Below are 13,676 nucleotides of genomic sequence, written 5' to 3'. Positions count from 1 at the left end.
GTGATAAGTTTCATTGATGGTTTTTATACTTTTATTGCTTTAAATGATCACCTATGACCATTACGCAATTACAATATGTTCTGGCCGTTGCAGAATACCAGAATTTCACCCTCGCGGCCGAGAAAAGCTTCGTTACCCAGCCCACCCTGAGCATGCAGGTACAAAAGCTGGAAGATGAACTCGGCGTACTGATCTTTGACCGCAGTAAGAAACCCATTTCTATTACTGAAGCCGGTAAAAAGATCGTGGCACAGGCTAAGAACATCGTTAATGAAGCGAACAGGATCAAGGATATTGTAGACCAGGAGAAAGGATATATAGGCGGAGAATACGTACTGGGTGTGATCCCCACTATTATGCCTACCCTGCTCCCAATGTTCCTCCGGAATTTCATTAAGAAATATCCCAAGGTACAGCTGATCATTAAAGAACAGAATACCGAAGAACTGATCCGCAATATACAGGACGGGCACCTGGATGCAGGGATCGCAGCCACCCCGCTTGAGATCGAATACATCAAGGAAAGACCCCTTTATTATGAGCCTTTTGTAGGGTATATCCCCGAGAATCACCGGCTGGGATCTATGGACAAGATCTCTCCAAAAGACCTGGATATCCAGGATATCCTCCTGCTCCAGGACGGTCATTGCTTCCGCGACGGGATCATAAACTTATGTAAGTCGGACCGGGCGGAAAATAATGGCCCGTTCCGGATAGAGAGCGGCAGCTTTGAGACCCTGCTGAACCTCTCTGATGAGGGGATGGGAATGACTTTGTTACCCTATCTGCATACCCTGGAACTGGGAGAATCCAAGAAATCGAACTTAAAGTACTTCAACGAACCTGTCCCTGCACGGGAAGTGAGTCTCATCTACCATAAAAGCGAGTTGAAAATACAGATCACGGAGGCGCTGAGAGATGTGATCTCGGGAATAGTCAGGGGTGCGATCGCCTTCCAGGACGTAAAGATCATCAGTCCTTTAAACAAAAAATAAAGCCACCCGGTAAGGTGGCTTAAGATTTATGCTTTTAAGTATGCCAAACTCTGGTGGAGTTGTGGCTTATCCATTATAAATAATTGTAACCAGTGTCGCAATTCTTCAATTTCGTAAGGGAGTAATCTCTCTAATGCTTTTTTAAGTTCCTTACTAAATAATTTCGCGTCAAAACTTACTTTCTGAAGCACAGTCTTAGTGTACTCCAACATAGCTCTTGCCATATTTTTTCAGGATTTTAGTTGGACTGTTGATCAAATTTAACTAAAAAAAGGTATTGATTATTATTTTTTTATAGTTAAAAATAGGATAATTTCCCTGAATATTCGACCAAACTATTGAAATCACTTCACAATTAAATGTTGACAAATCATTTAAAATCAATTGTTTACTTCATGCTGACTGTGCTGATCGTTTCCTGTGCAGGGAGTAAACAACGGGTGACGAAAAAACATCTAGATAAGCAGTTAAATGAGAATATATACGTTAATATGTTTAACGGGATACTCATTTTTGACCCGATTTCCGGGGATACCCTGTACCAAAAGAATGCCCGCAAATATTTCACCCCGGCCAGCAATACCAAAATCTTTACGCTCTATGCCGGATTAAAATACCTGCCGGAAAAAATGCCTGCCCTGGAGTACATTCACTGGCAGGACACCCTCTATTTCAGCGGAATGGCAGACCCTTCCCAGTTGCATCCGCAGTTCAATGACAGCACTGTGATAAAGTTCCTGCAGCAACAGAACTCCCCGGTACTGGTACCACGATCAAGCATGGATGAGCCATGGGCCCCTGGCTGGGCATGGGAGGACTATGACAGTTATTACTCCCCGGATCGACATAGTTTACCCCTGTATGGGAATGTAGCCAAAATATGGTATAGTGATTCTCTCCGGGTTATACCCAAAGTTTTTAAGGATGACCTGGTCCCCACGACTGGTCGCGAAAAAAGGTTGCAGGATAAGAACACTTTCTTTTACCCCCTAGGCTCTGCTGATACCTTGGTGATTCCTTATAAAACATCGGATAGTCTTACACTTCAACTCCTGGAAAAGGCTGTCGGGAAGAAAATCGGGACAGCAGCGAATTTCCCGGTAGCAGATAAGAAAAAATTGTTCAGTATCCCCACGGATAGTATTTACCGGGAAATGATGATAGAGAGCGATAATTTCCTGGCCGAACAACTGTTACTGGCCGCTTCGCTCACTGTAGGAGATACATTGAACAGCGATGTGTTGCGTAAAAAATTACTGGAAGAGGAGCTGGCAGAACTCAGGGATCCGCCAAGGTGGGTTGATGGTTCCGGCTTATCCCGGTACAACCTCTTTACACCGGAATCCATGGTGAGGGTACTTCACCGGATGTACCGGGAAGTGCCCCGGGAACGATTACTGAGCTGGTTTCCTGCCGGGGGTGTTTCAGGAACTTTAGAGGACTGGTTTGGGACGGATAACGCACCTTACATCTATGCCAAGACCGGCAGCCTGGGCAATAATTTCTGTCTCAGTGGATACCTGATAACGAAGTCCGGAAAAGTACTGATCTTCAGCTACATGAACAATCATTTCAAAACACCTTCCTCCGAAGTAAAGACAGCGATGCAGGCGGTACTGGCCTATATTCGCGATACTTACTAAACCAACAGCTGTCAGTCCAGAATACCATTCAGGGCTGCATACTGTAACAGGATCAAGGTTTTCGCGTCCCTGATCTCTCCATTGGCCAACATGGCGAGTGCTTCTTCGTAAGAGTATTCCAGAACCTGGATATGTTCCGTTTCGGAATCGGCACCTCCACCCTCGCTAACCCTTTGAGTATCGCGGTATTCGCCCAGGTAGAAGTGTAATATTTCTGTGACCGAACCGGGAGACATATAGGATTCCAGCACTTTCTGCACTTTTTCAATACGGAAACCTGTCTCTTCTTCAACTTCCCGGATAATGGTTGCCTCGGGATCATTTTCTTCGAGCACTCCGGCACAGGCTTCAGTCAGCATCCCATCTTCATCTCCCCTGCTGAAAACAGGCATCCGGAACTGCCTCGTCAGGATGACCCGGCGTTTAGCGCTATTATAAAGCAGGATGACTGCCCCGTCCCCCCGGTCGTAGACTTCGCGTTTCTGTTCTTCCCACTGCCCGTCATCCTTCAGGTATTCAAAGGTAAACCGACTAAGCCGGGACCAGCCGTCCGACAGTATTTCCGTTTGTACATTGCGCACAGGACCCTTTTTCAATTTCCCGATATTTTGGTTAATACTTTGGATTAGAATCGGTTATCCCCGTCCAGGATGTCACCCAGGCCTCCGAGTATGCTTCCCTCTCCCCTGTCTTTGCCCTGACCCTGCGGGGCAGCAGCCCAGATCCGGCCGGCAAGCCGGCTGAAGGGAAGGGACTGTATATATACTGTTCCGGGTCCTTTCAGGGTAGCAAAGAAAAGACCTTCACCCCCGAAAACCGTATTCCTGATCCCCCCTATAAAAGATATGTCGTAATCGATAGTATGTGTAAAACCAATGATACAGCCTGTATCCACTTTGAGCACTTCGCCCGGGGCGAGTACTTTTTTCGCGGTGGTACCACCAGAATGCACAAAAGCCATCCCGTCTCCTTCAAGCTTCTGCATAATAAAGCCTTCCCCCCCGAAGAGACCACGACCCAGCCTTTTAGAAAATTCGATCCCCACGGATACGCCCTGGGCGGCACATAAGAAAGCATCTTTCTGGCAGATGAATTTTCCATCCTTCTCGGAAAGGTCTATTGGGATGATCTTCCCCGGGTAAGGTGAGGCAAAGCTCAGTTTTCGTTTTCCCTGCCCGATATTCAGGAATGCGGTCATAAACAGGCTTTCCCCTGTCAGTAAACGTTTCCCTGCCGAGAACAGCTTGCCAAGGACACCTTTGTCTTGGTTAGAGCCATCACCAAAAATAGTATCCATCTGTATATCGGATTCCATCATCATGAAACTTCCGGCCTCGGCAATGACAGCTTCACGCGGATCCAGTTCGATCTCGACATATTGCATTTCTTCACCGTGAATCTCGTAGTCTATTTCATGTGCGTTCATTATAACTGGGTTTTATGGTTTGACTATAGGTATCCGGACTAAAAGAATTGTTACAGACCATTGTGGGTTAATTCCTCCGGGCACGGATAGTCCACTCAAATTCGAAAGTCGCCACTGTATCCCCTGCTTCATCTTTTCCCACGGACCGCATCCAAAACGTCTGTCCTTCCCCGGTTTCCAGGGTGCGGGCAACTGCAGGCGCTACAAGCTCGCCGTCATCACAGCTGAAAGTGATCTGGCCCTTCGCTTTTTTGGAGAAACTGGCTTTATTATTCGCCACCAGCATGGATATACCCTGCTCACTTTTGGTAATTCCCTGCATAACTAGAACCCCGGTACTGAGTTCGGCCGCCATACCCTGTACCGCCCAGAACAAGGATCCGAAAGGATTTTGATTGAACCAGCGGTGTCGTACCCGCGTTTCTGCGCTGTGCTGATCTATCTTATGTACCCGGACTCCGCACCACCAGGCCGAGGGAAGTTTAAAAAAAAGAAAAGAATTGAGTTTACTGCTGTTCATGGCCGGTTCTGCTTGGATTGAAGCCTAAAAGTATTGAAAATAATCAACTTTAAATATGTTAATAAAAAGTTAATATTTAGTACTATGTTTTGCATAATACCTTTTTTTGGATATATATTTGCATAAGAAACTAATATGCCTTAACAATGACCATTACCAAACATCAACGTAACCTCTCGGCTTTAGTACATGCCTCGACCTTCAGCCGCTACCTGATCCCTTTCGGGAACATCATTGCTCCCCTGGTGATCTGGCTGGCAAATAAAGAAGAACACGAATTCGTGGATTACAACGGGAAACAAGCACTTAACTTCCAGATCAGCCTGCTGTTATACTCCGTGGTCCTGGGCATTATCCTCATCCCTTTTGCGATGGGGGTACTACCTGAGATCTTTGAAGTGGGGTTCTGGAACCTGGCCGAGTACAACAATTTTGAAGGAGTGGACATTGAATTCGATAACTTGGATTTCGGCAAAGGAATCTTTTGGTGGCCAGTAGGTCTTATCGGATTAATGCAGCTGGGCCTCAGCCTGGTGAATATCGTGTTTACGATCATCGCGACCATCAGGACCCATGAAGGGCAGTTTTATGAATACCCGGCCACGATCAGGTTTATCAAATAACATGAAACAAATTGAAACATTTAATAACGAAGATAGCTTTTACCCCCGGGGGTCCTCATCAAACCCCCTGCTATCGACAAACACTGACCAACAATAATGAATCATCAAAAAACGAACAGTCAAACTTATAGAATCATGAAATTATGAATATAGAAAACACAAAAGCGCAGATGCGTAAAGGGGTGTTGGAGTATTGTATCCTTTCTATCCTGGAGGGAGAAGACAAGTATGCTTCAGAAATTCTGGATACCCTGAAAGATGCCAAAATGCTGGTAGTGGAGGGTACTATTTATCCCTTGCTGACTCGACTCAAGAATGCGGGCCTCCTCAATTACCGCTGGGAAGAATCTACATCAGGTCCGCCCAGGAAATACTACGGGCTGACCGAAACCGGCAAAATCTTCCTCACCGAGTTGAATACCACCTGGGATGAGCTCAGGAACGCGGTGAACCTGGTAACAAATGATAAAAATAACTAACGATGAATAAGACAGTAAATATAAACCTCGCCAATATACTTTTTCACATAGATGAAGAAGCCTTTATAAAATTACAGCACTACCTGGAGGCTATCCGCCGCTCTTTTTCCGGCACCCCTGGCAGTGACGAGATCATCGCGGATATCGAGGCGCGTATCGCGGAGTTGTTCCAGGAAAAAATGGAAAACGACAGGCAGGTGATCACTATGAAAGAGGTAGAAGCCGTGATCGCCGTAATGGGCCAGCCGGAAGATTATATGGTAGATGAGGATATCTTCGAGGATGTGCCAAGAGCTGAGAAAACCAGACCCGGAAGGATCAAGCGTCTTTACAGGGATACCGATAATAAATATATAGGAGGAGTCTGTGCCGGGCTGGAATACTACCTGGGTATTGACAAACTCTGGATCCGGCTGCTGTTCTTGTTACTGGCCGTTTTCACTGGATTTGGTTTCATCGCTTACATTTTGCTGTGGATCCTGGTTCCGGAAGCGAAAACGACCTCCCAAAAGCTGGATATGACCGGCGAACCGGTAAACATTTCCAATATCGAGCGCAAGGTGAAAGAAGGATTTGAGGATGTGAGCGAACGCGTAAAAAACGTGGACTATGAAAAGGTTGGTACTAAGGTAAAAAATGGTACCCGGTCTTTTTTTGACTCCCTGGGCGACCTGATCCTGTTCGTCTTTAAGGTGATCGGGAAATTTATCGGGATCCTGTTGATCATTATTGGCGCAACAGCATTGATAGGCCTCTTTATCGGCATGTTCACCGTAGGGATTGCTGATATCATCCATATTCCCGGGGTAGATTTCTTTGACATGCTGAATTCTACAGTGGCACCGTTCTGGTTGGTTAGCCTTATGATCTTCCTGGCATTCGGGATTCCGTTCTTTTTCCTGCTGTACCTGGGTCTGAAGATCCTGGTCAATAACCTGAATTCTATGGGCAGGGTAGCTAAATTCTCTTTGCTCGGACTTTGGCTGATCTCCCTGATCACCCTGATGGTATTAGGCATACAGCAAGCTTCCTCTCACGCTTTCAGCAGCAGTTCCAGTACCATGGAGGAATTATTTACCATGAACTCCCCGGATACCCTGCAGATCCAGATGCGTTCTAATGAACTGTATGACAGGAACGCTCAGCGTATGGGAATAGACCGGATGAAGATGATCTATGATGAAGCCGGTGATCCTTTACTCTACTCCGACGATGTACAGTTTAACCTGAAAGTCTCTGAAGATTCACTGTTCCGCATCCACGTAAGAAAAGATGCCGACGGCAATTCAGTACCGGACGCCCGCAGCAGGGCCGAAGCGATCCAATACTCTTACGAGCAGAAAGACGGGTTGTTGCTGTTAGACGATCACCTGGTTACGGATCCTTCCAATAAGGTCAGGGACCAGGAAGTAACAGCTGTGCTCTATATCCCTGAAGGCACAGTCGTTCGTCTGGACCGCAGTACGCAGGGTCATATAGGACGCGGTACCCGGTATGACCGAGATTTCTACCGGAATAAAATGATAGGACAACACTGGCAGATGAAAGCTGACGGAGAATTACAATGCCTGGATTGCCCGGAAGAGGAGTTACCGGCAGGTAAGGAAGACGGAGAGAACAACCGGATCAGTATTGATAATGAAGGTATCGATATCAAGATCAAGGATGAAACAGACAGTTTTGAACTCAAGATCAATGAAGAAGGGGTACGGATGCGTACGAACGAATTATAATCCCGCAATTCAGTCCCTTGTATTGACAACTCAGTCTTTAAGACTGTGAATTAAAGATATAGTAAGCGAATTTAGTATCGCTGTCCCGTGGGTGGATTTATGACCCCGGATTAACCTGATAACCATTACATATTAAAACAACTAACATGACAACACTAGCAAGAATTACCCTCGGATTATTATTGGCATTATTTGCCTGTTCGTGCGGATTCGATATCAGTTTCGCAGAAGGCAAGAGTGGAAATGGCAATGTCGTTGAAGACAGGAGAGAAATTACCGAACCTTTTACAGAGATCCAGGCTTCAGAAGGAATTGAAGTCTACGTCACCCAGGCTGATGACTTTGAAATAACTGTAGAAGGAGATGAGAATATTATTGACCTCATCGGAACGGATATCCGGAAGGGTGAACTAAAAGTTCATGCCATAGAAAATATTGGGAGGGCAACCAAGAAAGTATACGTATCCCTTCCTGCCATCACGGCCTTAAGGGGTTCCAGTGGATCCAGCCTGGTTACCACAGAAGGACTCAACGGGGACCGGATCGACATAAATGCCAGCAGCGGTGCAGACCTTGACCTGGAATTATACGCGGATGAAATTGATCTTGATAGCAGCAGCGGATCCGTGGTAAACCTGAAAGGAGAATCCAATATGCTGCACGTAGACAGCAGCAGTGGTTCTAATGTCCGTGCAGCCGACATGCGGAGCAAAAGATGTAATGCCGATGCGAGCAGCGGTTCCAACGTACATGTCAATGTTTCCGACGATCTTACAGCTGATGCCAGTTCAGGGGCCAACATCAGTTACAGCGGGGAAGCAGCTGTTCATAAGAATAAGTCTGTTTCAGGCAACATCTCCAGGGACTGATCTATCCATTTGTTTCTGACCAACCATGATGTCCCGGGATCTCTCCCGGGATTTTCTTTTCTATGTGGATTCATTATGTATCTTAGTGTGTAAAGTCAAACATACGCCTGTGCAATTATCTTTAGCTACCTACAAATTACCCCTTAAACATACATTCAGAATTTCCCGGGAATCCATTACCCACCAGGATACCCTGATCGTGTCTCTCAGTAAGGACGGACACACCGGTTTCGGGGAGGCTACCACTAATTCTTATTATAATGCCTCTGTCGGGCAAATGACGGCTGAGATAGAGGCCCAGAGAGATACCATCTGTTCCTACCAGTTTGAATACCCGGAGGCATTTCATGCTTTTCTCAAGGAACTACCGATCAGCAATTTTTCCCGTTGTGCGCTTGATATTGCTGCCCACGACCTTTACGGGAAGATCAAGGGAGAACCTCTGTACAGCCTGTGGGGCACTGATCCTTCACAATACCCGCTGACCAATTATACTATCGGGATAGACAGTATTGAGAACATGGTCGCGAAAATGAAGGAGAAGCCCTGGCCATTGTACAAGATCAAACTGGGTACGGCGGACGATGTGGCCATTGTCCGGGAATTAAGAAAACATACGGATTCCGTTTTCCGGATCGATGCCAACGGGGCATGGAGCGCAAAGGAAACCATCAGCAATGCCCCTGTATTAAAGGAACTGGGGGTTGAATTCCTGGAACAACCGCTGGCGGCAGGTGACTGGGAGGGTATGGAAAAAGTAATGCACTACAGCGTTTTACCTGTAATTGCAGATGAAAGCTGTATCGTGGAAACAGACGTGGAAAGATGTGCATTGCATTACCACGGAATCAATATTAAACTGGTAAAGTGCGGTGGCCTGACCCCTGCGCTACGGATGATCAAAAGGGGTAAGGAATTAGGGCTGAAGATCATGGTAGGCTGTATGACGGAATCTACAGTGGGAATCTCTGCTGTAGCCCAGTTGTTACCTCAATTGGATTACGTGGATATGGATGGTGCCATGCTGCTTGCAGAAGACATCGCCCACGGGGTCAGTATCGCCAGCAGCGGAAAAGTGATCTTCCCGGAGAAACCCGGTACCGGCGTAACTTTGTTGTCGTGAAATTTCATGTTGATCATATAGACGGTCGCCTGGCCTATATAAAACAACGTCCCTACCACTATTTTGGAGGCACGTCCTACCTGGGTATCCCCTATTTAAAAGAGTTTAAGGAGATCCTTAAAGATAAACTCGATCATTACGGGACCAGTTATGGATCTTCCAGGCACAGCAATTTCAGGCTCAGTATCTACGAGGAGGCCGAAGCTTACCTTTCCCGGTGGTCAGGGAGCGAAACCTGCCTGACCGTGTCTTCCGGGTATCTGGCCGGGCAGATGCTAAGTACTAGCCTACAGGAAGAGGGCCATCCCTTATATTACGCACCGCAGGCGCATACAGCCATGTACCGGGCCCAGGCGAAACCTTTTACGTCGTGGAAACAACTGCAGGAGGAGTTGCAGGATTACCTGTCTAGGAAGCAAGCCAAAGCTCCCGTGTTATTTATGGACAGTCTGGACAATACAGGAGCTGGTTATCCGGACTTCCCCAACCTGGAGAAATTACCCATGGATAAGATCATCCTGGTCCTGGATGATTCGCATGGTATAGGCGTGATCGGGGAAGGGGGCAAAGGAATATACAACACTGCTGCATCCTTAAACCCGCTTGAACTGATCAGCTGTGCTTCCCTGAATAAAGCCATGGGAATTCCCGGGGGTATTATTCTCGGAAACCGGGCACGAACTGAAAAACTAAGGAATACCCCTTTCTTTTCGGGCGCCAGCCCTATACCCCCGGCTTATCTGGCTGCCTACCTGTCTGCTCCTGCCCTCTACCAACAACAGTATTTGAAATTACAGGAGCAGATTTCTTATTTTGAATCCCTGTTACCTCCGGGTCACCCTTTTACCAGGATTGCCGGCCATCCTGTATATACCTTTGAAGCAGGCGCCCTGGCGGAACACTTATTCCTGGCCGGGATCCTGACAACTTATTTTCCTTACAGCGGGTCTGGCGGGGGGCAAAACGGGCGACTTGTCCTCAATGCAAATCATACCCCCGGGGATATTGACCAACTCATTGTGGCTCTCCAAAACTACAGTAAATAAGGCGCTTTCGACCAACTGACGATTATTCAATACATCTGGGATATTCTTGTTATTCTTTTAAAAAAAAATCGTAACTTTTATGATATCAATGAGTAACCAATAAAACCCTTACCTATGAAGAAATTACTGTTATTAGTTTTTTTGATGCTGATTCTAATCTCCGCAGCTACCATCAGCACATCAAAACCGGATGCAATGCATACCATGGAGGGCACCTGGGAACTACAAAGTTTTTACAATTACGATGGAGATAAAGTAGACACCGTAAAACTTATCGATGGTTATCGGCAGGTTAAGATGTATTATAACGGCAGCGTCATGTGGTCGAGGACAGATCCTAACGATACTGTAGGGCGGTTTGGCTATGGCCGGTACCATATTACAGACCGGGACCTGGTTGAAGATATAGAATACGGGGATTACAGTATGATGAGAGCACTGCAGACATTGCGGAACTTCAGGTTTGAACTGATCCTCACCGACAGTACTTACAGCCAGATCACACTTGATGAAGACGGGAACAGGACCTTTTCGGAAAACTATTTAAGAATCGATTAGGTACAAACTAACAACTAAAAAAACCGGGATTCTCCCGGTTTTTTTATGTTATAATACCTAAGATAATTAATTAATTCACCTCCTGCGGCGCTTTGATCGCAGCCAGGTAACGTTCGGCATCCAGGGCTGCCATACAACCGGTTCCGGCCGCTGTGACCGCCTGGCGGTATTCCTTATCCTGGACATCCCCACTGGCAAAAACGCCTGGTTTATTAGTTTTGGTAGATTTACCCTTGGTTATAATATAACCGGTAGAATCCATTTCTATTTGTCCTTTAAATATATCGGTGTTAGGCTTGTGTCCTATAGCCACGAAAAATCCTGTAATAGCGATCTCTTCTTTCTCCCCGGTCTGGTTATTGACCATGCGAAGTCCTTCTACCACCTGGTCTCCCAGGATCTCATCTACTTCGGTATTATATCGAAGGTCGATATTCTCAGTGGAATTAACCCTGTGCTGCATAGCTTTAGAGGCCCGCATATGATCTTTTCGCACCAGCATAGTTACCTTATTACAGATATTGGCCAGGTAAGTAGCCTCTTCGGCCGCGGTATCACCCCCGCCTACGATGGCAACATCCTGTCCTTTATAGAAAAAGCCGTCACACACAGCGCATGCAGATACTCCTCCCCCTCTCAGGCGTTGCTCACTCGGTAGATTCAGGTATTTTGCAGATGCCCCGGTTGAGATGATCACCACTTCGGCCTCTACTACTTTGTCGTTATCTATAGTCACTTCATGGATACCACCTTCCTCATCGCTGAACTTCACAGCCGTAGCCATCCCGATGCGAACTTCGGTACCAAAGCGCTCGGCCTGCTTCTGGAAATCAACCATCATACTGGGACCATCTACTCCATCTGGGTAGCCAGGAAAGTTATCAACTTCCGTGGTAGTGGTCAACTGTCCACCTGGTTCCATCCCCGTATACATAACGGGTTTCATATCCGCACGCGCGGCATAAATAGCTGCTGTATATCCGGCAGGACCTGATCCTAAAATCAATGTTTTCAGTCGTTCTCTTTTCTCTGTCATGATCCAGTTCTTCTCTTTATTAATAGATCGTAAAATTAAGGCTTTCTCTATGAAGCACGGGGCCAAAGATATCAAAAGTTATGATAGTTCTATAATGGAATCCATGGAGGAATTAACTCCTTAAACGTACGTTCAACATCTCCCTAATCACTACATTTTTAAACCTTTATAATTCATAATTACAATTAATAAGGTGAGTTGTTTTGTGAACTGCAGCAAAGATAATACCTTGAATACCTTAAATGACCCGGAACCCAGGGGTACTTAACCATAAAACCAACCACATGATCCCGATACTCCTGTTATTGCTCAGTGTGATCCTGATTATCGTACTGACCGCAAAACTCAACGTACATCCCTTTTTAGCCCTGTTGGGGGCTGCCCTGTTCTTCGCCCTGTTCTCAGGAATGAACCTGGATACCATTGTTCAATCTATCAATGATGGTTTTGGTATTACCCTGGGGAAGATCGGGGTTGTCATTATCCTGGGAGTTATCATCGGAGCATTCCTGGAGCATTCCGGGGGTGCATTTAAACTTGCGGAGAAAGTTCTGAAGCTTATTGGTGCAAAAAGAGTGCACGAAGCCATGGGTATTGTCGGGTTTATAGTGTCTATCCCTGTATTCGCAGACAGCGGTTTCATCATTCTGAATCCATTGAATAAAAGCCTTTCCAAAAAAGCCGGGCTTTCTATTGTCGGTACTGCCGTGGCCCTGATGCTTGGGTTAATGATCACCCACGTCCTGGTTCCCCCCACCCCCGGTCCTATCGCTGCAGCAGGTATTCTTGACGCTGATGTGGGACTGGTCATGCTGGTCGGCCTGGTTGTAGGGATCCTGTCCCTGATCCCTGCCATTATCTACTGCAAGAAAATAGCTTCTAAACACTATATAGATCCTAACCCGGATATCACCGAAGAATTCATCCGGGATAAAATGAAAACCGCACCCTCCGCTTTTCGCTCCTTCCTGCCAATCCTGATCCCCATTATCCTGATAGTCGGGAAATCGCTGGTCGACTTCAATTACGGGAAGACCGATCCAGAAGCGGGATGGGTTCAACTGGTTTCCTTTGTCGGGTCACCTGTTATCGCACTGATCATTGGAATGTTCCTCGCGTTTACACTTCCCCGGAAATGGGATAATGAAATTCTTTCTACTACCGGCTGGGTTGGGAAATCCCTGGGGGATGCTTCTAATATCATCCTGATCACAGGGGCCGGTGGGATATTCGGAACCATTTTGCAGAACAGCGGTATTGCCGCCATCCTGGCCGATACCCTGGCCAGTGCTAACCTGGGCATCTGGTTACCTTTCCTGCTCTGTGCGGCTATAAAAACAGCACAGGGTTCTTCGACCGTTGCCCTGATCACCACCGCCTCTATCGTGGCTCCCCTGTTGCAGACCATGGGTATTGAAACAGACCTGGATAAGGCCCTGATCGTATCCGCCATCGGTGCCGGGGCCATGGTGGTCTCTCACGCCAATGACAGCGGGTTCTGGATCCTGACACAGTTTTCGGGAATCGATATAAAGACCGGTTACAAGACCTATACCCTCGGAACATTCCTCGTAGGGTGTTTCGCAGCCCTGCTCATCTTTACCGCAACCTTTATCTTTTAGTAC

General features: G+C 46.7%; 15 protein-coding genes. 10 read left to right on the top strand and 5 right to left on the bottom strand.

What is annotated here, in order from left to right:
• Positions 1 to 53: 53 nt before the first annotated feature.
• Entirely contained in the window at positions 54 to 995 is a 942-nt protein-coding gene (locus CLV82_RS13950; protein WP_133644957.1) for a LysR substrate-binding domain-containing protein, read from the top strand.
• A 26-nt stretch (positions 996 to 1,021) separates the two neighbouring features.
• Here the strand turns inward: CLV82_RS13950 and CLV82_RS13945 are convergent, their stop codons facing one another.
• Positions 1,022 to 1,219 (bottom strand): hypothetical protein, encoded by a 198-nt coding sequence (locus CLV82_RS13945; protein ID WP_133644956.1) that lies wholly within the window; start codon positions 1,217 to 1,219, stop codon positions 1,022 to 1,024.
• A 171-nt stretch (positions 1,220 to 1,390) separates the two neighbouring features.
• On the opposite strand from CLV82_RS13945, the gene CLV82_RS13940 reads away from it, so the two are divergent.
• Entirely contained in the window at positions 1,391 to 2,638 is a 1,248-nt protein-coding gene (locus tag CLV82_RS13940; protein WP_243744226.1) for a D-alanyl-D-alanine carboxypeptidase, read from the top strand.
• A gap of 11 nt (positions 2,639 to 2,649) precedes the next feature.
• Here CLV82_RS13940 and CLV82_RS13935 read toward each other — a convergent pair whose 3' ends face one another.
• From CLV82_RS13935 to CLV82_RS13925, 3 genes are all read right to left on the bottom strand, one after another.
• Positions 2,650 to 3,219 carry an NUDIX domain-containing protein gene (locus CLV82_RS13935; RefSeq protein WP_317128295.1) on the bottom strand — a complete coding sequence of 190 codons (570 nt, stop codon included), beginning with the start codon at positions 3,217 to 3,219 and terminating at the stop codon, positions 2,650 to 2,652.
• Between the two features lie 44 nt (positions 3,220 to 3,263).
• A complete protein-coding gene (locus CLV82_RS13930) occupies positions 3,264 to 4,064 on the bottom strand; it encodes a TIGR00266 family protein (protein ID WP_133644953.1) in 801 nt (266 codons plus the stop codon).
• Positions 4,065 to 4,131: 67 nt separating this feature from the next.
• Positions 4,132 to 4,584 (bottom strand): DUF4442 domain-containing protein, encoded by a 453-nt coding sequence (locus CLV82_RS13925; RefSeq protein ID WP_133644952.1) that lies wholly within the window; start codon positions 4,582 to 4,584, stop codon positions 4,132 to 4,134.
• A 146-nt stretch (positions 4,585 to 4,730) separates the two neighbouring features.
• Between CLV82_RS13925 and CLV82_RS13920 the strand changes: the two genes are divergently transcribed.
• From CLV82_RS13920 to CLV82_RS13890, 7 genes are all read left to right on the top strand, one after another.
• Positions 4,731 to 5,207, top strand: a complete 477-nt coding sequence (locus tag CLV82_RS13920; protein ID WP_133644951.1) for a DUF4870 domain-containing protein — start codon at positions 4,731 to 4,733, stop codon at positions 5,205 to 5,207.
• A 143-nt stretch (positions 5,208 to 5,350) separates the two neighbouring features.
• Complete coding sequence (locus CLV82_RS13915; protein WP_133644950.1) at positions 5,351 to 5,686, top strand: PadR family transcriptional regulator; 336 nt, start codon at positions 5,351 to 5,353, stop codon at positions 5,684 to 5,686.
• 2 nt (positions 5,687 to 5,688) lie between these two features.
• Positions 5,689 to 7,419, top strand: a complete 1,731-nt coding sequence (locus tag CLV82_RS13910) for a PspC domain-containing protein (RefSeq protein ID WP_133644949.1) — start codon at positions 5,689 to 5,691, stop codon at positions 7,417 to 7,419.
• 146 nt (positions 7,420 to 7,565) lie between these two features.
• The gene (locus CLV82_RS13905) at positions 7,566 to 8,288 is read left to right on the top strand and encodes a head GIN domain-containing protein (RefSeq protein WP_133644948.1); all 723 of its coding nucleotides are present in this window, start codon (positions 7,566 to 7,568) and stop codon (positions 8,286 to 8,288) included.
• A 109-nt stretch (positions 8,289 to 8,397) separates the two neighbouring features.
• Positions 8,398 to 9,411, top strand: a complete 1,014-nt coding sequence (locus CLV82_RS13900; protein ID WP_133644947.1) for a dipeptide epimerase — start codon at positions 8,398 to 8,400, stop codon at positions 9,409 to 9,411.
• Positions 9,408 to 10,457 carry an aminotransferase class I/II-fold pyridoxal phosphate-dependent enzyme gene (locus tag CLV82_RS13895; RefSeq protein ID WP_133644946.1) on the top strand — a complete coding sequence of 350 codons (1,050 nt, stop codon included), beginning with the start codon at positions 9,408 to 9,410 and terminating at the stop codon, positions 10,455 to 10,457. The genes CLV82_RS13900 and CLV82_RS13895 overlap by 4 nt, the downstream gene beginning before the upstream one ends.
• Before the next feature lie 114 nt (positions 10,458 to 10,571).
• Positions 10,572 to 11,015, top strand: a complete 444-nt coding sequence (locus tag CLV82_RS13890) for a hypothetical protein (RefSeq protein ID WP_133644945.1) — start codon at positions 10,572 to 10,574, stop codon at positions 11,013 to 11,015.
• A 70-nt stretch (positions 11,016 to 11,085) separates the two neighbouring features.
• On the opposite strand, the gene trxB is transcribed toward CLV82_RS13890, so the two are convergent.
• Positions 11,086 to 12,051 (bottom strand): thioredoxin-disulfide reductase, encoded by a 966-nt coding sequence (trxB, locus tag CLV82_RS13885; protein WP_133644944.1) that lies wholly within the window; start codon positions 12,049 to 12,051, stop codon positions 11,086 to 11,088.
• A gap of 284 nt (positions 12,052 to 12,335) precedes the next feature.
• Here trxB and CLV82_RS13880 point away from each other — a divergent pair, with 284 nt between their 5' ends.
• Positions 12,336 to 13,673 (top strand): GntP family permease, encoded by a 1,338-nt coding sequence (locus CLV82_RS13880; RefSeq protein ID WP_133644943.1) that lies wholly within the window; start codon positions 12,336 to 12,338, stop codon positions 13,671 to 13,673.
• Positions 13,674 to 13,676: the final 3 nt, after the last annotated feature.

Origin of the sequence: Zeaxanthinibacter enoshimensis, from assembly GCF_004362865.1 — a bacterium.
Classification (GTDB): domain Bacteria; phylum Bacteroidota; class Bacteroidia; order Flavobacteriales; family Flavobacteriaceae; genus Zeaxanthinibacter; species Zeaxanthinibacter enoshimensis.
This window is presented reverse-complemented; position numbering and strand designations above follow the sequence as displayed.